Annotated in this window: 14 protein-coding genes and 1 pseudogene; 6 read left to right on the top strand and 9 right to left on the bottom strand. The window is 63.1% G+C overall.

Annotation, left to right across the window (positions count from 1 at the left end; translation table 11 throughout):
• Positions 1 to 28: 28 nt before the first annotated feature.
• From ACP7D9_RS09625 to ACP7D9_RS09600, 6 genes are all read right to left on the bottom strand, one after another.
• A complete protein-coding gene (locus ACP7D9_RS09625; RefSeq protein ID WP_426157005.1) occupies positions 29 to 11,752 on the bottom strand; it encodes a BapA/Bap/LapF family large adhesin in 11,724 nt (3,907 codons plus the stop codon).
• Positions 11,753 to 12,157: 405 nt separating this feature from the next.
• On the bottom strand, positions 12,158 to 13,114 hold the full coding sequence (locus ACP7D9_RS09620) for an alpha/beta hydrolase (RefSeq protein WP_426157003.1): 957 nt from the start codon (positions 13,112 to 13,114) through the stop codon (positions 12,158 to 12,160).
• A 61-nt stretch (positions 13,115 to 13,175) separates the two neighbouring features.
• Positions 13,176 to 14,204, bottom strand: a complete 1,029-nt coding sequence (locus ACP7D9_RS09615; protein ID WP_426157001.1) for a transketolase family protein — start codon at positions 14,202 to 14,204, stop codon at positions 13,176 to 13,178.
• Complete coding sequence (locus ACP7D9_RS09610) at positions 14,201 to 15,049, bottom strand: transketolase (RefSeq protein ID WP_426156999.1); 849 nt, start codon at positions 15,047 to 15,049, stop codon at positions 14,201 to 14,203. Before ACP7D9_RS09610 ends, ACP7D9_RS09615 begins: the two co-directional genes overlap by 4 nt.
• 17 nt (positions 15,050 to 15,066) lie before the next feature.
• On the bottom strand, positions 15,067 to 16,365 hold the full coding sequence (locus ACP7D9_RS09605; protein WP_426156997.1) for an MFS transporter: 1,299 nt from the start codon (positions 16,363 to 16,365) through the stop codon (positions 15,067 to 15,069).
• Between the two features lie 100 nt (positions 16,366 to 16,465).
• On the bottom strand, positions 16,466 to 17,215 hold the full coding sequence (locus ACP7D9_RS09600; protein WP_426156995.1) for an SDR family NAD(P)-dependent oxidoreductase: 750 nt from the start codon (positions 17,213 to 17,215) through the stop codon (positions 16,466 to 16,468).
• A 194-nt stretch (positions 17,216 to 17,409) separates the two neighbouring features.
• On the opposite strand from ACP7D9_RS09600, the gene ACP7D9_RS09595 reads away from it, so the two are divergent.
• The 4 genes from ACP7D9_RS09595 (at position 17,410) to ACP7D9_RS09580 (ending at position 19,456) form a co-directional block, all read left to right on the top strand.
• Positions 17,410 to 18,327: a LysR substrate-binding domain-containing protein gene (locus ACP7D9_RS09595; RefSeq protein WP_426156993.1), complete on the top strand. Its 918-nt coding sequence runs from the start codon at positions 17,410 to 17,412 to the stop codon at positions 18,325 to 18,327.
• A gap of 83 nt (positions 18,328 to 18,410) precedes the next feature.
• On the top strand, positions 18,411 to 18,635 hold the full coding sequence (locus ACP7D9_RS09590; protein ID WP_397478369.1) for a DUF2188 domain-containing protein: 225 nt from the start codon (positions 18,411 to 18,413) through the stop codon (positions 18,633 to 18,635).
• A 48-nt stretch (positions 18,636 to 18,683) separates the two neighbouring features.
• Positions 18,684 to 19,214 carry a hypothetical protein gene (locus ACP7D9_RS09585; protein ID WP_397478255.1) on the top strand — a complete coding sequence of 177 codons (531 nt, stop codon included), beginning with the start codon at positions 18,684 to 18,686 and terminating at the stop codon, positions 19,212 to 19,214.
• The gene (locus ACP7D9_RS09580) at positions 19,214 to 19,456 is read left to right on the top strand and encodes a hypothetical protein (RefSeq protein ID WP_101162369.1); all 243 of its coding nucleotides are present in this window, start codon (positions 19,214 to 19,216) and stop codon (positions 19,454 to 19,456) included. The genes ACP7D9_RS09585 and ACP7D9_RS09580 overlap by 1 nt, the downstream gene beginning before the upstream one ends.
• Here the strand turns inward: ACP7D9_RS09580 and ACP7D9_RS09575 are convergent.
• A pseudogene (locus ACP7D9_RS09575) lies at positions 19,431 to 19,675 on the bottom strand (hypothetical protein); the annotation flags it as partial. The gene ACP7D9_RS09580 and the pseudogene ACP7D9_RS09575 overlap by 26 nt on opposite strands.
• Positions 19,676 to 19,796: 121 nt before the next feature.
• The gene (locus tag ACP7D9_RS09570; RefSeq protein WP_426156990.1) at positions 19,797 to 20,795 is read right to left on the bottom strand and encodes a cupin domain-containing protein; all 999 of its coding nucleotides are present in this window, start codon (positions 20,793 to 20,795) and stop codon (positions 19,797 to 19,799) included.
• A 62-nt stretch (positions 20,796 to 20,857) separates the two neighbouring features.
• On the opposite strand from ACP7D9_RS09570, the gene ACP7D9_RS09565 reads away from it, so the two are divergent.
• Positions 20,858 to 22,084 carry an MFS transporter gene (locus ACP7D9_RS09565; protein ID WP_426156988.1) on the top strand — a complete coding sequence of 409 codons (1,227 nt, stop codon included), beginning with the start codon at positions 20,858 to 20,860 and terminating at the stop codon, positions 22,082 to 22,084.
• Between the two features lie 5 nt (positions 22,085 to 22,089).
• Here ACP7D9_RS09565 and ACP7D9_RS09560 read toward each other — a convergent pair whose 3' ends face one another.
• Complete coding sequence (locus tag ACP7D9_RS09560) at positions 22,090 to 22,713, bottom strand: TetR/AcrR family transcriptional regulator (protein ID WP_426156986.1); 624 nt, start codon at positions 22,711 to 22,713, stop codon at positions 22,090 to 22,092.
• A gap of 130 nt (positions 22,714 to 22,843) precedes the next feature.
• Here ACP7D9_RS09560 and ACP7D9_RS09555 point away from each other — a divergent pair, with 130 nt between their 5' ends.
• Positions 22,844 to 24,061, top strand: a complete 1,218-nt coding sequence (locus ACP7D9_RS09555; protein ID WP_426156984.1) for an MFS transporter — start codon at positions 22,844 to 22,846, stop codon at positions 24,059 to 24,061.
• Positions 24,062 to 24,066 lie beyond the last annotated feature (5 nt).

Raw genomic sequence — 24,066 nt, 5'->3', positions numbered from 1 at the left:
GAGAGACGGACGTTGCTGATGCCTTGTTTCAAACCACTTGAATGCCGTTCTGCACCCACAAGTGGTGGCTCGGATCCTCCTGCGCCGTGTATTGAACATAATCGATGCCGTCGGCCTGCTGCGTGCCATCGGCGGACCAGCCATCGGTCATGTGCACGCTGTCCTTCTCGTCACCCTTGATCAGCAGGGTGTTGTTGTCAGACGAAGTGATCGCCAGCAAATCGTTGAGGTTCAGGGTTAGCGCAACCGCACTGGAATGGTTGAGGTCGAGGATTTCGACGTTGTGAATCCTGCTCTGCAGATCGCCAAGGTTGATCGATACGTCACCACCGGCCCAGAGCAGGGTGTCGGTGCCGCTACCGCCATCTACCGACGTGAATTGCTGGTCGGCGATGATCAGCGTGTCGTCGCCACCGCCACCTTGCAGCGTGACAGCGCCACCGTGCGAGCCGTCCAGCGTGTCGTTGCCCTCAGCGCCCTGAATCAACTCACTGCCAGTGGCACGGGCGAGACCGAGGTCATCGCTGGCCAGCGCCGAGAACGCGGTGCTGGCGAAAGCGCCAGCGTTGTTCAGGTCGATGGTCAGCGTCGCGGTATCGACCGTGCCGTTCGGGTGGGTGAGTTGATAGGTGAAGGTGTCTTCCTGGCCGATCACCGCATCGGTCAGCCCGGCCTTGAGCGTGTAGGTGTAATTGCCGTTGGCCTGGACCAAAAGCGTGCCGTAGTTGCCGACCAGCGAGACGCCGTTGTAACCCGGCGCCACGTAACTGCCGGCGACCAGCACGCTGAGCAGGGTGTAGACCGAGCCGAGCACATCGGCGCCGCCGCCCGCGGTGTCGGTGAGCAGGTTGCCGGAGACGGGCGTGTAGCTGCCGACCACGAACTGGTTGGTGTAGGTCGCCGCGTTGATCAGGCTGGTATTGACGCTGGTGAGCAGACCGAGGCCGCCCACCGCCACCCGCACCTGATAGCTACCGGCGGTCTGGTCGTCGAACTTGATCCCGTAATTGCCGCCGCCGAGATTGAGCAGGGCATTGCCACCGTAGCTCTTGACCAGTACGTACTGGTTGGTGGCGGTGTTGAGTTTGTACAGGCCCACCGTCATCGAGCCGAGCAGCGCCAGCAGGTTGCTGGAGTTGACCACCACGGTCAGGTCACTGACGGTATCGGCCGCGACCACCGTGTTGTAGTTACCGCTGCCGCCGCCCAGCAGCACGTTGAACGTGCCGAGGGCGGAGTTGGTGGTGACTTCGCGGTTGATCAGGGTGACGTCGGTCGAGGCAATGTCCGGCGTGGCATCGACCACCAGCGCCGGGCTGCCGAGATTGGCGTCGTTCCACACTTCGGTGGCTTGCGGACTGTCAATGCGCACGTAGAGATTGGCGGTGTCGCTCAAGCCGTTCGGGTGCACCAATTGATAGTTGAAGACATCAACCTTGCCAACGCTGCCCACACTGCCGTTGGGCTTGTAACTGTAGGTGCCGTTGGCGTCGATGGTCAGCGTGCCGTACAGCCCTTGCACCGTGGTGCCGGCCCCGGCGCTGACCCAGGCGCCGTTCTTGAAGATCTGCAATTGCGCGCCGTTGTCCGGACCGGTCTGATCGACCGTGCCATCGACGCCGACATTGGTGATGACGTTGCCGGTCACCGCGGGTCCGGCAATGCCGTTGAACTGCGTCAGGCTGCTGACGTCCAGTTGCAGTTGCGTATTGACCGTGGTCAGCACGCCGATGCCGGTGCTCGATACCGTCAGGCGATAATCGCCTGAAAGCAGATTACCGATGTCGACCCGCACGCCCTGGCCGGTCAAGGCAATCAGATCGAGCAGGCCGCCACTGCCGTTGACATCCAGAGTCACCCAGGTGCCGCTCGCATTTTTTACCTGCAGGGTATAGACCACGCCATCGAGCAGGGAAATCAGGCTGTTGGTGGTCAACGTCAGGGTCGGATCAAGCTGCGTGCCGCCGGCCACGGTGAAGGTGAAGGTTTTCGAGAATCCGGCCAGCAGTGTGCTGAACGAGTCGTTGAACGTCTGAGACGCGGTGACTGGTGCCAGGGTGACGGTGCCTACGACGAGGTTATCGCTGGCGATCACCGGCGCATTGACGTCGACATCCGGCGCGGTGACGTTGGCGGCGATCGATACGTTGCCGCGTGCGTCGCTGAGGTTGATGGTGAGTTTTTCGCCGTTGATCTGTGCGCTGCTCAGAGCGACGGTGAACACACCGAGGTTGTTTACCGTGCCAGTGCCTAGAACGGCGCCGGTGGCCGACTTGATGGTCACCGTTGCGCCGGCCTCACCGGTACCGGTGACGGTCAGACCATCGGCACCGACCAGTAGCGCCGTGGCGGCCGCGGGTGGCGTGAGGTCTGGCGCCGTCGCGCTCGCCGCAGCAGATACGTTGCCGCTCGGATCGGCCTGGGTGACGCTGAGCACTTGGCTGTTGATCTGCGCCGAGGCCAGCACCACGGAGAAACTGCCATTGGCGGCGACGGTGGCGGTGCCGAGCACGACACCGCCGACGCCACGCACGCTGATGGTCGAACCGGGCACACCAACGCCGGTGAGCAAGGTGCCGCTGCCATTGACGCTGACACCAGTCGGCGCACCGGGTGCGGTGATATCCGGCGCCGTCACGCTGGCATTGGGCGACAGGTTGCCGGCCGGGTCGACCAGGCGCACGGTCAACAACTGGCCGTCCAGTTGCGCGGTGTTCAAATTGAAGCTGAAGGTGCCGCCGCTGCCCACCGTGGTGCTGCCGAGCAGCGCGCCGCCCGGGCCGTAGACGTTGACCGTCGCACCGGCTTCACCCGTACCGCTCAGGGTCAGACCGTTGGCAGCGAGCGTCAAACCGCTCGCCGCAATCGGCGCCTGTACGTCGGTTGCCGTCAGGTTGAATACCGGCGACAGATTGCCTGCCGGGTCTGCCTGCTGAACATTTAGCTGCTGGCCGTTGAGCTGTGCGCTGGACAGTTGCACGGTGAAGGTGCCGCCGGCATTGACCACGGCGGTGCCGAGCACAGTGCCGGCCGCGTTGGTCACGCTGACAGAGGCCCCGGCTTCACCGCTGCCGCTGACGGCCAGGCCGGTACCATTCAAGGCGACGCTGCTCAGCGCTGCCGGCGCTGTGGTGTCGGCGACGCTGAGGTTGGTAACCGGCGAAACGTTGCCCGTCGCATCACTCTGCGTGACGTTCAGTTGCTGGCCGTTGAGTTGCGCCGATGACAAGGTCACCGAGAAGGTTCCATTGCCCGCCACCGTCGCGGTACCCAACACCGCGCCGCCAACACCGCGCACGGTAACAATGGCGCCGGCTTCACCGAGCCCACCGAGCACCAGCCCGGCGCCGCTGAGCACCAGCGCCGTCGGAGCCGCCGGAGGGGTGATGTCTGGCGCGGTTACGTTAAGCCCGGAAGAGGTGTTATTGGACGCATCGGTCTGTGTCGCATTGAGCACCTGACCATTGACCTGCGGCGTATTGAGCTGCGCGCTGAAGGCGCCATTGGCGCCGACCGTCGCATTGCCCAACACCACGCCGCCCGCGCCGGTGATGGTCACCGACGCGCCGACTTCGCCGCGCCCGGTGACCAGTGTGCCGCTGGCATTGACTGCCAGATCGCTGAGTGGCGCGGGCGCCGAGGTGTCACCGGCTGTGATTTCAGTCGGCAGCGAAGCGCCGCCCAACGCAGTGTTGGCAGTGACTTCCAGGCTCTGGCCGTTGGTTTGCGCAGGCGTCAGCACCACGCTGAACGTGCCATCCGGGCCGGTGACGCCGGTGCCGATCAGGCTGTTGTCCGCAGCGAAGACATTGATGGTGGTGCCGATGGCAGCCGTGCCGGTCAGCGTCACACCGTCGCTGGACAGGACCAGATCGTCCGGTGCGTCCGGGGCTGGAACTGCCGGAACAGTCAGGCTGGCGTCTACGGACACATTGGTGGCGAGGTCCTTCTGCGTCACGGTCAGCACCTGGCCGGCAGTGATGCCCGGCGCCAGATTGACCAGGAACGTACCGTTGGCCGCGACCGTACCAGTGCCGACCACATTGTTCAGCGCATCGGTCACCTCGACACTTGCACCGGCCTCGCCACGACCGGCGAGTTGAGTCAGTTCGCCGTTGATGGTCAGACCAGTGACCGCATCGGGAGCGGTGGTATCAGGTGCCGGGAAGACAAATGTCGGCGATGAGTTTTGCGCTTCGTCTGTCGCGATCACTGACAACAATTGGCCATTGGCCTGAGGTGGATCAAGCTCGACGGTGTAGGTGCCATTGCCCAGCGTCACCGCTGTGCCCAGCACGGTCCCGTCAGCCGACAATACCGTGACGGTGCTGCCCGCTTCGGCGGTACCGGCGAGAACGGTGCCGGCGCCGGTCAACGATGTAACCGTCGGCGCGAGCGGTGCAGTGCTGTCCGGCGCGTTGACCAGTGCGGGCTCGGAAGGATTGTTTTTCGCGTCGGCCTGAACCACTGAGAGCGTACGGCCATCGAGTTGCGCAGCGGACAACGTGACGCTGAAGGTGCCATCGACGGCCACCGTCGCCGTGCCGAGTACCACCGCACCGTCGCGCACGGTGACGATCGCGCCGGGCTCGCCGGTGCCGGTCACGATCAGTCCGTCCTGGCTGACGTTGAGATCGGCGACTGCCAGCGGATCGGTGGTGTCGCCTGCAAGCACGGGCGCTGTCGGCGATGTGTTTGACGCCAGATCCGTTTGGTTGACGCTCAACGATTCACCGTTCACTTGCGGCGGATCGAGGGTCACGCTGAATGATCCATTGGCGGCCACGATTGCCGAGCCCAGTACCGTGCCAGTCGCGCTGAGCACACGTACGGTGGCGCCGGCTTCACCGGTACCGGTCAGCGTCACGCCATCGGGCGTGAGAGCAAGGCCGGCAGGCGCGGCAGGCACGGTGGTGTCCGGTGCAGTAACGGGCACGATAGGCGACGGATTGCCCGCCGCATCACGCTGGATCACTGACAAGGCTTCGCCATTGAGCAGCGGCTGATCCAGAGTGACAGTGAAACTGCCATCGGCCTGCACGGTGCCGGTGCCGACGATGGTGCCCACCGCGTTGGTGACGACCACTTGCGAGCCAGCCGCACCGGAACCGGTGATCAGGCTGCCGCTGGCATCGATGTCGACATCGGTCAGCGCGGCGGGAGGCGTGCTGTCAGGCGCCGTCAGGGTGCCGGCAGGCGAGGCATTGCCGACCGCATCCGCCAACACCACGAACAGCGCTTGGCCATCGGTCTGCGCCGGGCTCACGGTAACCTGGAAGCGACCGTCGCTGCCCACTGTGCCGGTGCCCAGCTCGGTGCCGTCCGCCGACGTCACGCGGACAATGGCACCGACTTCGCCGGTGCCGGTGAGCTCGTCGCCATTGGCATTCAACTGCAAATCGGCCGGTGTCGCCGGCGGGGTGAGATCCGGTGCGACGACCGTCACCGGCGCGCTGACGTTACCCGGAGGGTCGGCCTGCTGGACGCTGAGGATCTGTTCGTTGATCTGCGGCGGATTGAGGGTGACGCTGAAGGTGCCGTCGCCGAGTACCACGCTGGTGCCGAGCAGGGTGCCGTTGGCATCGCGCACGGTCACGGTTGCGCCAGGTTCGCCGGTGCCGATGACGAGGGCCCCCGAAGGGTTGATGTCGACATTGTCCAGCGGGTCGGGCGGGGTAAAGTCCGGTGTGGTCAGGCTCACCGCAGGCGAGTCGTTGCCCGCTGCGTCGGCCTGGACCACGGTGATCACTTCGGCATTGGTCAACGCCGGGTTCAGTGGCAGGGTGAAGGTACCGGTCGCGCTGACCACGGCGGTGCCAAGCACATTGCCGTCGCTGTCGATGACCCGGACCTGCGCGCCCGGTTCGCCGCGCCCGGTCAAGCTTGCGCCGTCGCCATCAATGTTCAGTTGCGAGACAGCTGTAGGCGGTGTGCTGTCGACCGAAGTGAACGGAGTGGCGGCTGAGGTGTTGCCCGCCGCATCCGTCAGCGACACGGTGAGCGCCTGGCCGTTGGCTTGCGGCGTGGTCAGAGTGATCGCAAACGTGCCATCGATGCTTACGGTGCCGGTGCCGACCAGCGTACCGGCGGCGTTGTAAACGTTGACCGTGGTGCCAGCCTCACCGGTACCCGACAGCACAGTGCCGTCCGAACTTGCCGCCAGCGCCGCCGGCGGATTGGGGGCGAGCAGGTCCGGGGCGATCAGGTTGACGCTGTTGGATTCGTTGCCGGCGACGTCGGCCTGGCTCAGGCTCAGCGTCTGGCCGGACGTCTGTGCCGGGCTGAGGGCGACGCTGAACGTGCCGTTGGCCGCCACTACGGCGCTGCCGAGGACGGCTCCGCCGGTGCCGAGCACGGTGACGGTGGCGCCGGCTTCACCACGCCCTGTCAGGGCCGTGCCGTTCGGTGCCAGGCTCAGTTCGCTGAGCTGTGTTGGCGCAGCGATATCGGCGGCGGTGTAGTCAGTTGGGGACGAATTGATGCCGGTGCTCGACGTCGCCACGGCAGTCAGCTGTTCGCCGTTGAGTTGCGCGGCATTGAGCGTGACGCTGAAGCTGCCATTGGCCGCCACCAGCGCGCTGCCGAGCAACACGCCGGACGCATTGTGAATGCTCACGGTGCTGCCGGCGGTGGCCGACCCGGTCAGGGTCAGACCGTCAACGCTGAGGGCCAGATTGGTCGGTGCGCTTTCCGCCAGGTCGCCCGGCGCGGTCACCGGGCTGGCCGGCCCGGTATTGCCGGCAGCATCGATCTGCACAACGGAAAGATTCGCTCCCGCCACCGCAGCCGGGGACAGCGTGACGCTGAAGTTGCCGTTGCTGCCAACGGTCGCGGTACCCAGCAAGACACCGCCGGCATCGCGAACTTCCACGCTGGCGCCAGCCTCACCGATACCGGTGAGCGTTGCGCCATTGGCGCTGACCGCCAGATCGCTGGTTGCCAGCGGCGCCGTGGAGTCGGCGGCATTGACGAGCGCAGGAGCGGACGGATTGCCTGCCGCGTCGGTGGCTATCACGTTCAGCGCCTGGCCATTGCTTTGCGGGCTGTTCAGCGTCACCTGGAATGTGCCGTTTGCCGCTGCCGTGGTGGTGCCAAGAAGATTGCCCTGGCTGTCGCGCACGGTCACCGTGCTGCCGGCCTCGGCGTTACCGGCCAGTTGCACGCCTGCCGCGTTGAGGGTCAATGCGCTCGGGATCGCCGGCGCAGTCAAATCCACCGAAATGACTTCAACCGCCGTGGACACGTTGCCCGGCGGATCTTCCTGAGTAACGGTCAACACTTCGGCATTCAGCTGTGCTGCATTCAGGGTGACCGTGAATGCACCGCCAGTGCCGACCTGCGCGCTGCCGAGCAAAGTGCCGTCGGCGCTGCGCACCGAAACGGTGGCGCCCGGTTCGCCGTGGCCGGTGACGGTGACGCCGTCGGCATTCACCGCCACTTGGGTGAGTGCGGCAGGCGGGCTGATGTCGGGCGCATTGACGCTGGTCGACGGTGAAGCATTGCCGGCCGCATCGGTTTGACTGATCGCCAACGCCTCGCCATTGGTCGGCGCGGGCGCCAGGGTCACGCTGAACGAGCCATCCGCGCCGACCACGACGCTGCCCAGCACGGTGCCGTTGGCGGTGGTGACATTCACTGTTGCGCCAGCCTCGCCCGTGCCGCTGAGGGTGCTGCCATCGGCGCTGATCAGTGGATTCTGCACAGCGGCCGGTGCGGTGCCGTCGAGGGTGACCACGCCGGTAGAAGTCGAGGTATTGCCATTGGCGTCGGTCAGGCTGACCTGCAGGGTTTCGCCGGTGTTTTGCGCGTTGGGCAGGGTGACCTGGAAGTTGCCGCTCTGATCGACCACACCGGTCGCCAGAACATTACCGGCGGCGTCGCGAACCGTCACGGTACTGCCGACTTCGCCCTGGCCTTTGACCACGGTGCCGACGTCATTGATGCTGACGCCCGTTGCGGCGGCGGGCGGTTGCAAATCGGTGGCGATGATGCTGGCCGGTTGCGACAGGTTGCCGGCGGCGTCGCCTTGGATCGCGGTGAGCGCCTGGCCATTGAGCTGCGCCGGCGTCAGCGTCAGGCTGAACGTGCCGTTGCTGGCGACCAGCGCCGTGCCGAGCACGGTGCCTGCGCCGTCGGTGACGGTCACCGTCGCACCGGCCTCGCCTCGACCTGTCAGCGCCGTGCCGTTGGCATTCAGCGCCAGATTGGTCACGGCGTCCGGCGCCGTGCCATCGATCGCCGTCACGGTGCCGGGTATCGATACGTCACCGTCGGGACTGGTGGCCGTCACCTGCAGCACTTGCGCATTGATCTGCTTGGCACTGAGCAGCAGGGTGAACCGGCCGAAGCTGTTGATCAGTCCCGAACCCAGTACAGCGCCGCTGCTGCTGGTTACCGTCACGGTGCAACCGGGCGTTCCGGCGCCGGTGAGGGTGAAACCGTCGGCACTCAAGGCCAGATCGGTCGGGGTCGCGACTTCGGTACCGTCCAGACCTGCCAGCGGAACAACGGGCGAATCATTGCCACCACCGTCAGTGCTGAAGACTTCCAGATCACCGCCAGGTTCGGCCGGTGGACTCAGGGTCACGACGAAGCGGCCATCCGCACCCGCCTTTACGGTGCCTAGCACAAGACCACCGCCGGCGATGCTGACGGTGACGGTCGTGCCCGGTTCGGCAAGGCCGGATACCTGCGTGCCGGCCGGGTTGAGCGCGAGATCGCTGACCGGACCCGGCGGGGTACTGTCCGGCGCGGTGACGCTGCCGGGAAGCGAACTGTTGGTGCCGTCCGACACCACGACTTGCAAGGCTTCGCCATTGGTCTGAGCAGTATCGAGACTGACCGTGAATGCGCCTGTGCCGTCAGCGGTAGCGGTGCCGATGACGTTGCCGTCGGCATCCAGCACCTCAACGCTGTTATTGGGCTGCGTGGTGCCGGTGACCGTGGCACCCGCCGGATCGATGAGCAGACCGGCCGGGGCTGGCGGGGCGGTGATGTCCGGTGCGGTGACTGGAGTGGCCGGCGAGGGCAGGGCGCTCGCATCGGTCTGGATCACGCTCAATACCTGGCCGTCGAGCTGAGCCGGACTCAGGTTGACGCTGAAATTGCCGTCGCTGGCGACCACCGTAGTGCCGAGCACCGTGCCGTCGGGCGCGCTGACGGTTACGGTGCTGCCCGCTTGCCCGGTGCCGGTCAAGGTCACGCCGTTACTGGCGAGCACGACATTGTCCGGCGCCAGCGGCGCGGTGGTGTCCGTCGCCGTCAATGGTGTGCTGGGGGAAACGTTCACGCCATCCGATTGGCTGACTTGCAGTTGCTGGCCTTCGATCTGCGGGCTGTTCAGCGGCACTGTAAAGGCGCCTGTGGCGTCGACGATCGCGGTGCCCAACACATTGCCGGCCGAATCCTTGACTGACACCGTGGCACCGGGTTCGCCGGTGCCACTCAGTTCAGTGCCACCTGCATTCAGCGTCAGATCCGAAGGGGCAGTGGGAGCCTGGATATCCGGCGCTTCAACTGGAACTGCCGGCGAGCCTGAAGGCGAGCCATCGCTCTGCACGACGCTGAGGTTCTGGCCATTGGTTTGTGGCGAGGACAAGGTGACTTCGAACCGGCCGTTGCTGCCGACGACAGCTGTTCCCAGCACGGTCCCATTGGTGTCAGTGACAGTAACGGTGGCACCGATCTGACCCGCGCCGGAGACCACGGCGCCATTGGCGGAAATGCTTACATCGGTCACGGCAACCGGTGTGGTCAGATCGGGTGCGATCACGTTGACCGGCGCCGAAGGATTGCCGTCCGCGTCGGTCTGGATCACTTGCAGTTGTTGCGCATCGGTCTGTGGTGTGGAAAGTGGAACGGTAAAATTCCCGTCGGCGCCCACCGTGCCGGTGCCGATGATATTGCCGGCCGGATCGCGCACGGTGACTGACGCACCCAACTCACCCTTACCGGTGAGCGTCTGCCCCTGAGCGTCGAGCGCGAGATCGGAGACGGCCGTCGGCCCTTGGGTGTCAGGTGTGACGTAGCTCAGCGGCGCGGAGGTGTTGCCAGCGGCGTCGCTGGCACTGATCTGCAGCGTTTCGCCATTGTTCTGTGGACTGCTCAGTTGCAGGCTGAACGTGCCGTCCGCCGCCACCACGGCCGTGCCGAGCACATTGCCGTTGGCGTCGCGCACCGTCACGGTCGAACCGACCTGGCCGCGCCCACTCAACTGGGTGCCATCGATGCTCACCGCGATGTCGCTCGGTTGCGTCACGCCATCGAGGTCGACGGCGATAACGGTGGCTGCTGGCGAAGGGTTGCCGGCGGCGTCGGTGACCTGCACGCTGAGCGCTTGACCATCGATTTGCGCGGCGTTGAGTTGCACGGTGAACGAGCCATCGGCTGCGACTAACACCGTGCCGAGCAACGTGCCTTGGGCATTGGTGATGCTGACTGTGCCGCCGGGCTCGCCACGGCCGGTGACCGAAAGGCCATCGCTGCTCACGGCCAGATCCGTTGCAGCGCCGGGACCGGTGATGTCAGGTGCATTGAAGGTCACGGTCGGCGATTGCGCACCAGCGCTGTTGACCGCGACGATACTGACGATTTCGCCGTTGGCCTGCGCGCGGATCAGCGTCAGCAGGAAACTGCCGTCAGCAGCCACTGCCGCGCGCCCGAGCAATTCGCCATTGGCGGCGCGCACTTCAATCGTCGTCCCGGCCCGTGCGGTGCCGCTCAGTTGGCTGCCGTCGCTGCTCAAACCGAGGTTGGTTGGCGTCTGCGGTTCAATGATTTGCGGCGCACTGACTGTTTCGCCGGTGGATGTGTTGCCCGCCGCGTCGGTGGCGCTCACGGTCAGCGGCTGGCCGCCGGTTTGCGCGGGGCTGAGCGTGACACTGAACGTGCCATCAGCCGCCACAACGGCGCTGCCGAGCAGGGTGCCATCGGCCGCGCGCACCTGAATGGTTGCGCCGGCTTCACCGGTACCGCCAAGCTGCGTGCCATCGGCGCTCACGCTGAGATTGCCCGGCGCAGCAGGCGCGGTGGTATCCGGCGCGGTAATCGAGCCCGGCGTCGACACATTGCCCGCAGGGTCAGTGAGTGTGACGTCGAGCGGCTGGCCATTGTTTTGCGGCGTACCCAGGTCGACCTGGAAACTGCCATCGGCGCCGACCGTTCCGGAGCCTAAAAGATTGCCCGCCGCATCGCGCACCTGAACGACACTGCCAACTTCGCCAAAACCACTCAGCACCCGGCCATCGGCCGACAAGGTCAATCCGGTCGCAGGAGCAGGGGGCGTTGCGTCGCCACCGCTGCCGCCACCACCACCTCCGCCGCCACCTCCGCCCGTAGCGGCCGCCGCACCACCCGCGCCCAACAAGCCCAGCCCGGCAATCGCCCAGGCCGGTGTCGCGCCGTCAACCACGCCAACGCCGGCGATCAGTTCATCCAGCGAATTGATTTCTTCAAAGGTAAAGCCATTGAATGGCTCGGCGTTATAGCGGGCCTGCCACAGCGTCGCGTCGTCACCCTGAAACACAATGTCGTTGGGCACACCGTCGGCGCTGGTGACAAAAAAATTGGAGATTTTGATTTGCTCGCCAGACTTCAGATTGACGATCAAATCCTGACCGCTGCGACTGGTTGACGCCAATTGGTCGGGACGGACCGGCATTTGTACAACTGACGGCTGATTGAGCTGAACATTGCCCCAGTTCTGGGCAGTGAGCTGAGAATTGGCTTTGTCGGCAATGACGATGTTGTCCATTACTACTCCCTGTAATTGGCTGGGCGGACGTCCACGGATGGTTTTAAAACCATAGATAGGGAGTGTCAGATCGGGCTGCCTGATTTTTGGCGAGCGAATGAATGGGCATTTGCCCACGCTTATCTATCTGAAAATCTGTCCAATTTAGGTCGTTACCGTTTGTCGGGACGTTGGATCCAAGCGGTTTTTGGATGCAACAAAATGTGTCGTTTTCGACATTATCCAAAGAGAGGCTGGAAAGGGCTCGGGCGGAACTGAAGTGGGTGATGGCTAAGCGATATTGAATTTCCAAAAGCTTGGGCCAACCTCCGCAGCTGTCTTTCTGCGAAGGTATTAATCAATAAGCGTAGAAGGGGAGGCAGGCTTTGTATAAGAAATCCTGTTGTACCGTTTCAGCTCTTCGTTCTATCCCTCAGCAGTTAATACGCTAGCTATCGTTCGCCGAAGTGATCGAACGATATCCAGCGCAGACTGCTCGGTGACACCGCCGGGGTACTGATCAAACATATGCGGCGCCCCAGGATAGACATGCAACTCGACGGCAACACCGGCGCGAGACAGGCGCAGGGCAAATGCAATGTCCTCTTCAAGAAACAGATCCAGCGCCCCGACGGCCAGAAACGTGGGCGGCAAGTCACTCAGATCGTTTTGCAGGGCTGGCGAAAACCAGCCGATTTGCAGGTCATCCAGCGCTTGGTTAGCGCGCAGGCACTCCCAACAGAACTGGTTGGCTTGCGCCGGCCAGCCAATCACACCGGTCGTGCTGTTCTGGTGAGGCGAGGCTGCGCTGCCCGAACGGTAATCGAGCATCGGATAAACCAGCACCTGGCTGGCGATGGGATATTCGCCGCGATCCCGCGCCGCAATTGCCAACGCTGCTGCCAGCCCGGCGCCGGCACTGTGGCCCATAAGGATTACTTTGTCGGCGTCGATATTCAGCGATTGCCGGTGGGCGAAAACCCAGGCGAGGGCGGTGTAGCAGTCCTCGAGAGGAATGGGGAAGGGGTGTTCAGGCGCGAGACGGTAATCGACAGCGACGATGATCGCCTGCAGTTCTGCGGCGAGATCGGCCAGATAATCGTCGGCCATTTCCGGGCAGCCCAGGACGAAACCTCCACCGTGGATGTACAGGATCACCGCAAAATTACCGTCCGGTGCGGCGGCGGGCCGGTAAAGACACAGGCGCAAATCCTCACCGTCGTGGGCCTTGATCCATAGGCTTTCACAGCGTGCGTGTTCTCGGGGTTGGAATGTCGCGTGAACACGCTCCCTGATCCCGGGCAGCGTTGCCAAAGTCCAGACTTGTGCGCCGGGCGTCAAAAAGCTCTCAAAGTCGGGATCCAGCAGTTCATGGGCTTTCATGTTCTGCCTCCTGTTGGCGAACGAGCGAGCGCCTCGAATCGAGGCGCCGGCTACCTTGGAGTTACAGCCAGGCTTTGATCTGCGCGCAAACGGCCGGCGTCGAAATGCCGTAGCGATCATGCAGCGTCGGCAGGGCGCCGGCGTCGAGGAAGGCGTCGGGCAACGCGATCTGTCTGAAGGTGGGCGTCACGCCATTGCGCAACAACAACCCGGCAACCGCCTCACCCAAACCGCCGATGATCGAGCTGTTCTCGGCTGTGACCACCAGACGCCCGGATTTACGCGCTTCGGCGAGAATGCTTTGCTCATCCAGCGGCTTGATGGTTGGCACGTGCAGCACGGCCACATCAATGCCGTCGGCCTGCAATTGCCTGGCCGCTTCCAGTGAGCGCATGGTCATCAGCCCGGTGGAGATGATCAGCACATCATTGCCCGTGCGCAGGGTCTTGGCCTTGCCGATCTCGAATTGATAACCGTACTCGTCCAGCACCAACGGCACATTGCCGCGCAGCAAGCGCATATAGACCGGGCCTTGGTGAGCGGCGATGGCCGGCACGGCCTGTTCGATTTCCAGCGCATCGCACGGGTCGACAATCATCAGATTGGGCATGGCGCGGAAGATCGCCAGGTCATCGGTGGCCTGGTGACTCGGGCCGTAGCCGGTGGTGAGGCCGGGTAGGCCGCAGACGATTTTGACGTTGAGGTTTTCTTCGGCGATGGCCATGCAGATGAAGTCATAGGCGCGACGCGACGCGAACACCGCATAGGTAGTGGCGAACGGCACAAAACCCTCACGGGCCATTCCGGCGGCGGCACTCATCAGCAGTTGCTCGGCCATGCCCATCTGATAGAAACGCTCCGGGTGCGCCTTGGCGAAAATGTGCAGGTCGGTGTACTTGGACAGGTCAGCCGACAGGCCGACAATGTCTGCGCGCTGGTCGGCCAGCGCCGCGAGCGCATGGCCGAAAGGTGCCGAACGAGTCGCCTGGCCCTCGGAGGCAATCGAGGCAATCATCGCCGAGGTGGTCAGGCGCTTTTTCACCGGCGCGCCAGTAGCAGTCGAAGGCGCAGTGTTGGCGGCGTTGCTCATTGGTCTTTTCCTTCTTCAAGGTTGCTCAGTGCCAGGTCCCATTCGTGTTCTTCGACGCGAATGAAGTGGGTCTTTTCCCGGTTCTCCAGAAACGGCACGCCTTTGCCCATTTTCGTGTCGCAGATGATCACGCGTGGTTGCGTACCTGGATGATTGCGGGCGGCATCGAATGCAGCGACCAGGGCGTCGAGGTCATTGCCGTCGACGCGCTGGGTGAACCAGCCAAAGGCTTGCCAGCGATCGACGATGGGTTCGAACGAGAGGATCTCGCTGGAATAGCCGTCGGCCTGCTGGTTATTGACGTCGACGATGGCGATCAGGTTGTCGAGCTGCCAGTGCGAAGCCGACATCACCGCTTCCCAGGTCGAGCCTTCATTGAGTTCGCCATCGGACAGCAGGTTGTAGACGAACGAGGCCGAGCCTTTGCGCTTGAGGCCCAGGCAGGCACCGACCGCGATGCCCAGGCCCTGACCCAGCGAGCCGCCGGTGATTTCCATCCCCGGCGTGTAGGCGGCCATGCCCGACATCGGCAGGCGGCTGTCATCCGAGCCGTAGGTTTCCAGCTCGTCGAGCGGAATGATCTCGGCTTCGATCAGCGCTGCGTACAGTGCGATGGCGTAGTGGCCGATGGAGAGATAGAAGCGATCGCGCTGCTCCCATTCGGGGTCTGCGGGGCGATGATTCATCGCATGGAAATAGGAGACCGCCAACAGGTCAGCCGCGCCGAGGGCCTGGCCCACATAGCCCTGGCCCTGAACCTGGCCCATGCGCAGTGCATGGCGGCGGATGTTGTGCGCGCGCTGGTTCAGGCTCAGCGATGCAGCGTGTGAAAGATTAGTCGTCATGATGAAACTCCGTTGACTCAACGATTGACCAAAGCGGCAGGAATACGCAGAACCAGGCTCGCGCCGAGGAACAGCACGCCGGTAATCAGGTACATGCCGATGGCACTGGAACCGGTCAGGGTGGTGATCCAGCCGATCAGATAAGGCGAGCAGAACCCGGCGAGGTTGGCGAAGCTGTTGACCGCGGCGATGCCGGCCGCCGCAGACACTCCGCCGAGCAGCGTGGTGGGCAGCATCCAGAACAACGAGGTGGCGGACAGAATGCCGGAGGCGGCCAGGCACAGGCTGAGGATCGACAAGGTCGGGTTGCCGCCCATCATCGCTGCCAGGCTCAAACCGATCGCACCGGCGATCATCGGCACGATCAGGTGCCAGCGGCGCTCGCGATGTTTGTCGCCACTGCGACCGACCAGGAGCATGGCGGCGATGGCGCACAGATAGGGCAGGCTGGTCAGGAAACCGATGTGCAATGGGTCGGAAACCCCTGCGTTACGCACCAGTGTCGGCAGCCAGAAGGTGATTGCATATTGGCCCATGACCACACAGAAGTAGATCGCCGCCAGCAGCCACAAGCGCCGGTCGCGGATGAACTCGCCGATCGAGGCGTGGGTGACCTTTTGCTGGTCGTCTTCGGCCAGTTCGCGAGTGATCAAGGCTTTTTCGTCGTCATTGAGCCAGGTCGCCTGATGCACGCCGTCCTTCAGATAACTCAGCACCAGCAGGCCGACGAGCACGGTGGGCACCGCTTCGAGCACGAACATCCACTGCCAGCCCGCCCAGCCGTGCACACCGGCAAAGTGGTTCATGATCCAGCCCGAAAGCGGGCCACCGACCATGCCTGACAGCGGAATGGCGATAAACCACAACACGGTCATGCGCGCCCGCCGATAGGACGGAAACCAGTAGGTGAGGTAGAGCAGCAGGCCCGGCGCCAGACCGGCTTCGGCGATCCCCAGCAGAAAGCGCAGGGCATAGAACTGCCAGGCGGTTTCGACGAAGGCGAACAGCGCCGAGACGATGCCCCAGGTGATCATGATCCGTGCAATCCACACCCGCGCACCGACCTTGTGCAGGATGATGTTGCTGGGCACTTCGCAAAGGAAATAGCCGATGAAGAACACCCCCGCGCCCAGTCCGTAGACCGTTTCGCTGAGGGCCAGATCGTTCATCATTTGCAACTTGGCGAAACCGACGTTGACCCGATCCAGATAGGCGCACAAATAGCACAGCATCAGGAACGGCATCAGCCGCCAGGCCGTTTTGCGATAGGCAGAAGAACGCACGGTCGAAACCGCTTCGAGCGACAGGGTAGTCATGATGGTCTGATCTCTTGTTTTTATTGACCGCCAGGCCATCAGGCCCGGCTGCGTCATCGATCCAGAACCGCACGGGCCACGCAGGCCCGCCCAGAGTTACTCAGTGAATCAGCATGCCGCCGTTCACATCCAGGGTGATGCCGGTCAGATAAGCGGACAGGTCGCTGGCCAGAAACAGTGCGGCGTTGGCGACGTCCTGCGCTTGACCCAGGCGCCCGAGCGGAATGCCTTCGATGATGGCGTGACGGCGGTCATCCTGCATCAGGCCGCCGGTGATGTCGGTGTGAATCAGCCCCGGAGCGATGGAGTTGACGCGGATGTTGTCCGGCCCCAATTCCCGTGCCATGGCCTTGCCCAATCCCAGCACACCGGCCTTGGCCGCGCTGTAATGCGGGCCGCCGAAGATGCCGCCGCCGCGTTGGGCCGACACCGACGACATGCAGACGATGCTGCCGAAGGACTGCTGACGCATCAGCGGGATCACCGCCTGGGACATGAGCAGGGTACCGCGCAGGCTGACGTCCAGCACTTTGTCATAGTCAGAGCCGCGAATATCGAGGGTCTTCAGTGGCTGGGTGATGCCGGCGTTGTTGATGAGAATATCGATGCGCCCGAAGTGCTCGATGATGGCGGCAACGGCTTGCTGAACCTGCGCTTCGTCGGCCACGTTGGCCGCCAGGCCCAGATGACCTTCGCCCAGTGCTGCGGCGGCGTCACGTGCTGCGGAGGCATCCAGATCGAGGATGACCACGCGAGCGCCGTGTTGCGCAAATGTGCTGGCGGTAGCGCGGCCAATGCCACGGGCAGATGCGGCACCGGTAATGATTGCGACTTTGCCTTGAAGAAGCATGGAGGATTCCCTCGAATTGTTTTTATTGGGTCGGTGTGTAAGCAACCGATGACTCAGCTTGTCCTCCGGGGCGGGCGTGAGCAATAACGCGGAAGTCACTCAATGCTGAAAAAAATTCAGCACTCGTCAGGCCGTTTCGCAAATGCTTGAATGAAAACGGTCCGTACATCACAAGAAATCACCACGGAGTCCCCATGCGCTCAGACACTGAGGCACCGAACATCCTGCCACCGCTGAAAGCAATTCAGGCCTTCGAGCAAACCGCGCGCTTCGGCAACGTCGCCAGGGCGGCGGAAGTGCTGGACCTGACACCCTCGGCAGTCAGCCATCAACTGGCGAAACTGGAGGGGATGATCGGCCGGCAACTATTTGTTCGCGCCGCTCGGGGCGTCTCGCTGACGCCGGTCGGCGAGCAGTACCTCAAGGAAGTCTCCGGGATTTTGCACAGTCTCGCCGTTGCCACTGAGCGTGCGGCCAGCGATGTCAGCCTCGATTGCCTGCGCTTGCATTCATCGCCGAGCTTCGGCCTGCTCTGGCTGATGCCACGCCTGGAGGCGTTTCGCGCGAGTCATCCGGACATTCAGATCAACCTGTCGTGCTCCTATGAATCGCTGCACTTCAGTCGCGACAAGATCGACGTCGATATCCGCCACGGTCTGCCGAACTGGCCAAGCTATGAGGTGCGCACGGTCAGGAACGAGACATTCGCGGTGCTGACCTCACCGAAACTGCTCGGGCAACGCCCGGTGCGTGGTGCTGCGGATCTGCTGGAGTGCGATCTGATTCTGTCGGAAGCCACCCTGCTCAAATGGCCGCAATGGTTTGCCCAGCATGGTCTGGCGCGTCCGGAACGGCCTTACGCATTGAGCTTCGATCGCTCGTACATGTCGCTGGAAGCCGCGAGTCACGGCTTGGGTTTCGCGCTGGAAAGCACATTGCTGGCGCAGAAGTATCTGGCCGCGGGCACATTAGTGGAGGTGGCGCCTGAATCACTGAGTGCTGCGGTGGCGGCGCACCATTTGGTATTCCCCAAGGCGCATTCCAGCTTTCCACGGGTCAGGCGTTTTCTGGCGTGGATGGAGAGCGAGTTGGGCCACGAATTCGCGTATTGAGTCGGGATCAATTCTTTCAAACTCTCTGAACCGCTCAAGGTCAATCCATTATCGGTCTTCTCAATCACATCAGAGGTGAAGGAATGGATAACTACCACATCAGTAAAAACGAGCAGCGCTGGGAACTGGTCAAAGAGGGCGCGCAGCGTGCGTCGAAAACGGCTGCGACCAAAGCCGAGATTACGCAGATCGCCAGCGATTATCTGAAGGGCAAAACCGCTTCTCTGAAAATCCATAAAGAGGACGGGACGATCCAGGAAGAACGTACCTTTCCGCGCGCCGCCGATCCGCGAAAAACCAAAGGTTGAGGCGCCTGTTCTGCTCTGTGATCAACGTCTCTTCAGAAGGGTTTGAGTATGGTCATTGCATGCCTGGGATGGGGCTCGCTGATCTGGAAGCCGGACGGTTTGCCGCTGGCGAGCGAATGGTTTGCAGACGGGCCGCGGGTACCGATCGACTTCGTACGCGTCAGTGATAGCGGCGAGCTGACTACGGCAATCAGCGCGAACGCTCCGCCATGCAAAGTGCTGTGGTCGGTACTGGACGTGACCGACCTCGATCAGGCCCGTGAACTCCTGCGTATTCGAGAGGGCATCCCTGAGAGCAGGGAGGATGGCGTCGGCAGCTTCACCGTCGGAACCTCGCCGACGGGCCTGCTCGCCGAATGGGCAATGCCTCGGCAACTGGACGCGGTGATCTGGACAGCGCTGCCCGGCAGATTCAAAAACATAGAAGGGCTGGTGCCCAATGTCGACGACGCGGTTTCTTATCTAGCCGGGTTGAGCGGCGCAGCCCACGAACAAGCGCGCGATTATATCGAGCAGGTGCCGGCGCAGATCGACACGCCTTACCGGCGCGAGATCATTGCCAGGCTTGGGTGGAAATAATGAGCGCTCGAAGCCAGGCGCAGATTGCCGCTATCTTTGATCAGCTGTTGGCGCTGCGCGAAAGTGTCGACATTCTCCAGCATGTGGAGAGCGATAGCGTCGAGTCGCTTCGTGGCCATCAGACCGTGGACGCCCCGGAGTCATTGGATCTGGTCTTTCAAAAACTTCATGAAGACATCGCCAGCATGGAAGAAACGTTGGCGACGATCGCCGAGGCTACCGGTGATGTGCCGAAGTTGTGAGGGGCGCGCGGGGCTGGCATGCAGGGATGATGTGGCGGGTCTGGCGCCATCGCGAGCAGGGAGGCTGGCGGCGGCTGGGATAGTAAGGTGGAAGCCACCGAACGGTTCGCACCAGTCTTGCAGCACTCTGACCAAACGCCCTTCAGCCAGATGCGCACCGAACTCGTCCTCAGGCAGGTCCGCAATCCCTAAACCGTTCACAGCCGCGTCGGCGATGTGCCCAGCGTTTTCAACTTCAGGCAGCGACGTGGGGGAAACGATAAGTTGCGCACGCTAAGCCGGCAAGACAGCCACTTCCGAAGGAGGCGGCACAGGTTGATTGCCGCCTGTGCTGCCATGCTCATCTTGAGCGCTGCCGCCGACTCGCGCCCGGCGAGCTTCCCGTCATGCGCTTGAACGCACGACTGAACGCCGCTTGGGAGGTGTAGCCCAAACGTTGCGCCACTTCTTCAATCGGCAGTCTTTCCAGCGTCAGCCATTGACTGGCCAGGCGCATCCGCAGTTCGGTGGCGTAGCGCAGCGGCGGGGTGCCGAGGGTGGTCTGGAAGCGTTCGGCGAACACCGAACGTGAGGTGTTGCACAGCGTTGCGAGTTCGGCGACGCTCCAGTCGCGGCCTGGTTGTTCGTGCAGGGCAAGCAAGGCCTTTGCCAAACGCGGGTCACGCAGGGCGGCGACGAGACCTGAGGCGTTGCCGCAAGCACATTCGACCCAGCCCCGAACAATCATTGCAGCCACCACATCGGCAAGGCGTGCGAGGATCCCGGCGAAGCCGATCCGCGCCGCGCTGACTTCGCGCTCCATGGTCGCCAGGATTGGCATAAGTCCCGGATAGCGCTGGCCACCGGCGTCGATCAACATGAGTCCAGGCATCAGCCGACCGAGGCCGTGCAGGCTGCCGAGTTCGAATTCCATACAGCCGCTGAAGAGCAGGGCGCTATCGGGCGTATCGCTGCTTTGCCCGACCTGCAGCGCACAGACTGTGTCGCCGAGTGGCGCGGCGACGGCGCTGTCAATGTCCTGCACTTCGGCGCCTGGGTGTGAGAGCAACCGGTGCGAGGCCCCATGGGCAATGAATACCGCATTGCCCGCCGACAATTCGTACAGGCTGCCATCCTCTAGCCGCAAGACAGTTGAACCCGCGGCAACGAAGTGAAAATACGCATGGCCGGATTTTTGACTGAAACCCAGGCCATACGGCGGACCGGCGTGGATCCGCCGATATTGCACGCCACGCAGGCGCATGCTGCGCAGCAACTCAGTGATGAGGTCTGAGGACACAGAAAAAGGATCAGTGCTGCTCATGTTCGGGGTTTCGATCAAAAGTTCAAGACTGTGCATCATAGATCATCCGGTTTGCCGTCAATAGACTGCCCTCACGAAATGTCCGAGGGAGTTTTGAAATGAATGAATATGTCTGTGATGGGCGAGCTGAAGAAGAGCCGACAGTGCCTGCGTGGATGGCGGTTTTCTCACTGGCGATGGGAGTGTTCGGATTACTCACCGCCGAATATCTGCCGGCCAGCCTGCTGACCCCGATGGCGCTGGATCTTGGCGTCAGCGAAGCGCTGGCCGGGCAAGCCGTGACGGTGACAGCGGTGGTCGCGTTGTTTGCCGGATTGTTGGTGCCGGGGTTGACGCGTAGCCTGGATCGGCGGCGGGTGTTGCTCGGGTTTTCGGCACTGATGATTGCCTCGAATCTACTGGTCGCGTTGTCGTCCAGCCTAGCGGTGCTGCTGATCATGCGAATCCTCCTGGGCATCGCCCTGGGCGGTTTCTGGAGCATGGCGGCGGCGGTGGCGATGCGCCTGGTGCCGGCGGCGCTGCTGCCGCGCGCGCTGTCGATCATCTTCAGCGGGATCGCCGTGGGTACGGTGGTGGCGGTGCCGCTGGGCAGTTATCTCGGCGGCCAGTTTGGCTGGCGCAGTGCGTTTTTCGCGGCGGCAGCGGTGGGCGTGGTGACGCTGGTCTTTCAAATGTTCACGCTACCCAGTCTGGCGCCGCATCGTCCGTCACGCCTGCGTACGGTACTCGAGGTGTTGCTGCGACCGGGCATTGCCATCGGCATGTTCGGCTGCGTACTGGTGCACACGGGGCACTTCGCGTTGTTCACGTACATCCGGCCGTTTCTGGAAAGCACTACCGGCGTCGGCGCGCAGACCTTGGCCCTGATGCTCCTTGGTTTCGGCGTGGCAAACTTTGCCGGCACGTTGTTCGCCGGTTGGCTGTTGCAGCGCAATCCACGGGCAACGCTGGTGCTTATGCCGGTTTTAGTGGGCGTTGCCGCTCTGGCGCTGGTCGGGTTACCGGCCTCGCTCACCGGGCAGGCGTTGCTCCTGGCGCTGTGGGGGATGGCCTTCGGTGGCGTGCCGGTGGCATGGTCGAATTGGGTGGCGCGTTCAGTACCCGATCAGGCCGAAAGTGCGGGCGGCATGGTCGTCGCGTCGGTGCAGTCTGCTATTGCCGCCGGTGCTGCCGCTGGCGGTTCAGTGTTCAGTTTCAGCGGCATCAACGGTGTATTTGTCGGGGCCGGAATGCTGATGTTGCTGGCTGCGTTACTGATCGCATTGAAGGTCAATGTCGATGTGCCGGAGCCAGGCTCGCCGGCAGCGGCGCCCGTGCATTTGTGATTTGATCAAGGTGTTGCACGAGTGGCGGCGATGTCCCAGGTTCGCATGATCTGCGTGATGGCAGCATCGATGTTTTCCGGTGCGGTGTTGTCTCTGGCGAGGATGGATATGCCTTGCAGGAAACTGTCGAATACCGTCGCCATCACTGCTGCACTTGTGCCGCTCGCCAGCTCACCGGCATTCACAGCACGCTCGACGCAGGCTTGAATACCGGCGCGGGTGCGCTGCCGTGAGCGGGTCAGGGCTTGCGCCACATGGGCGTTTTCCGGGCTCGGCGCGCTCATGATACCGAGGGTCACCATGCAGCCCTTGGGGTGCGCGTCGTCGCATTGCATGCGTGCCGACTGGCGCAATGCGGTCTCGATCGCCTGGCGCGGTGGCAGACTCTCGTCCCACAGGCATTCGGTGACTTGCGCGTAGGTGGCCAGATAACGTTGCACGCATTCCTCGAACAAGGCCTCCTTGGAACCAAACGCGGCGTAGAAGCTCGGCGCCGAGATACCGTCACCCAGGCCCGCCTTCAACTGGGCCAGCGATGTCGCGTCGTAGCCGTGTTGCCAGAACAATTGCAAGGCCTGATCGACAGCCTCGGCGCGATCAAACTGACGGGGGCGACCGGTTCTCGCCATGAGCAAACTCCTCGTTGATTTCAAATACAGACTAGTCGATACAGAAATTGTTGACAACGCTGCACGTGCGCCTTCAGGATTTAGATCGATCGGTATTTAAATCTGAGTCGGTTTTTTCGAGGAGCTTCCCGTGACACCTTCAATAACGTTAACGGCTACGCCAAAAGGCTTGCCCGTTGGTGCTTTGCTGGCGTTGGCCATGACTGGCTTCATCTGCATCGTCACTGAAACCCTGCCGGCGGGCTTGCTGCCGCTGATCAGCGAAGGCCTGGCAATTTCGCCGTCCATGGCCGGGCAAATGGTCACCGCGTATGCATTGGGTTCGGTGTTGGCGGTGATCCCGATGACCATCGCCACCCGTGGCTGGCGGCGCCGCAACGTGTTACTGCTAACGATTGTCGGTTTCCTGCTGTTCAATTCAATTACCGCGCTGTCGTCGCACTACGGCGTGACGCTGGTCGCACGGTTTTTCGCCGGGGTAGCGGCGGGTCTGGCGTGGAGTCTGTTGGCCGGCTACGCGCGACGCATGGTCGAGCCTGAGCAGCAGGGCAAGGCGTTGGCTCTGGCGATGGTTGGCACACCGATCGCGCTGTCGCTGGGCGTGCCTCTGGGTACCTGGCTCGGCGGGCTGGTCGGTTGGCGCACCACGTTCGGCCTTATGTCAGCGCTGACCCTGGTATTGATCGTCTGGGTACTGGTGAAAGTGCCCGACTATTCGCCGCAACCGGCCAATCAACGCCTGTCGCTGGGCAAAGTCCTGACTACCCCGGGCGTTCGTCCTGTGCTGGCCGTCGTGATCAGCTGGATGCTCGCGCACAACATTCTCTACACCTACATCGCCCCGTTTGTGGCGCCGGCGGGCATGGCCGAGCGCGTGGATGCGGTATTGTTGATCTTCGGCATCGCCGCGCTGGTCGGCATATGGCTGACGGCGAAACTGGTCGAGCCGCTGCTGCGCTCGACGGTGTTGCTGAGCCTGGCAACCTTTGCCGCTGTCTGCGTAGCGCTGGGTTTTGGCGCAGGGATTGCTGAGGTGATCTATTTAGGCGTGGCGGTATGGGGATTGACCTTTGGCGGCGCGGCGACGCTGTTGCAAACGGCCCTGGCTGACGCAGCGGGTGATGGCGCCGATGTGGCCTTATCGCTGAACGTGGTGGCGTGGAACAGCGCAATTGCCGGGAGCGGTGTGGTCGGCGGGGTGTTGCTGGATCACTGGGGCGTGGCCTCTTTTCCATGGGCCATGCTGGTGTTGGTCGCTATCGGCTTTGCCATTGCCTGGGGGGCTCGGGCCCACGGTTTCAGACCGGGACCGCGATCGACCGGAGCAGAGGCAGTGGCGGGGCACTGAGCCCC

The organism is Pseudomonas sp. TSRC2-2, from assembly GCF_049897785.1.
Taxonomy (GTDB): Bacteria; Pseudomonadota; Gammaproteobacteria; order Pseudomonadales; family Pseudomonadaceae; genus Aquipseudomonas.
The sequence above is the reverse complement of the archived record's forward strand: the minus strand, read 5'-3'. Positions and strand labels throughout refer to the sequence as shown.

Bases quoted from the DNA above. Each gene is read 5' to 3' on its own strand.
- ACP7D9_RS09570 (WP_426156990.1), bottom strand. From the start codon at position 20,795: ATGCACAGTCTTGAACTTTTGATCGAAACCCCGAACATGAGCAGCACT.
- ACP7D9_RS09610 (WP_426156999.1), bottom strand. From the start codon at position 15,049: ATGACGACTAATCTTTCACACGCTGCATCGCTGAGCCTGAACCAGCGC.
- ACP7D9_RS09605 (WP_426156997.1), bottom strand. From the start codon at position 16,365: ATGACTACCCTGTCGCTCGAAGCGGTTTCGACCGTGCGTTCTTCTGCC.
- ACP7D9_RS09620 (WP_426157003.1), bottom strand. From the start codon at position 13,114: ATGAAAGCCCATGAACTGCTGGATCCCGACTTTGAGAGCTTTTTGACG.
- ACP7D9_RS09625 (WP_426157005.1), bottom strand. From the start codon at position 11,752: ATGGACAACATCGTCATTGCCGACAAAGCCAATTCTCAGCTCACTGCC.
- ACP7D9_RS09560 (WP_426156986.1), bottom strand. From the start codon at position 22,713: ATGGCGAGAACCGGTCGCCCCCGTCAGTTTGATCGCGCCGAGGCTGTC.
- ACP7D9_RS09585 (WP_397478255.1), top strand. From the start codon at position 18,684: ATGGTCATTGCATGCCTGGGATGGGGCTCGCTGATCTGGAAGCCGGAC.
- ACP7D9_RS09580 (WP_101162369.1), top strand. From the start codon at position 19,214: ATGAGCGCTCGAAGCCAGGCGCAGATTGCCGCTATCTTTGATCAGCTG.
- ACP7D9_RS09595 (WP_426156993.1), top strand. From the start codon at position 17,410: ATGCGCTCAGACACTGAGGCACCGAACATCCTGCCACCGCTGAAAGCA.
- ACP7D9_RS09590 (WP_397478369.1), top strand. From the start codon at position 18,411: ATGGATAACTACCACATCAGTAAAAACGAGCAGCGCTGGGAACTGGTC.
- ACP7D9_RS09600 (WP_426156995.1), bottom strand. From the start codon at position 17,215: ATGCTTCTTCAAGGCAAAGTCGCAATCATTACCGGTGCCGCATCTGCC.
- ACP7D9_RS09615 (WP_426157001.1), bottom strand. From the start codon at position 14,204: ATGAGCAACGCCGCCAACACTGCGCCTTCGACTGCTACTGGCGCGCCG.
- ACP7D9_RS09565 (WP_426156988.1), top strand. From the start codon at position 20,858: ATGAATGAATATGTCTGTGATGGGCGAGCTGAAGAAGAGCCGACAGTG.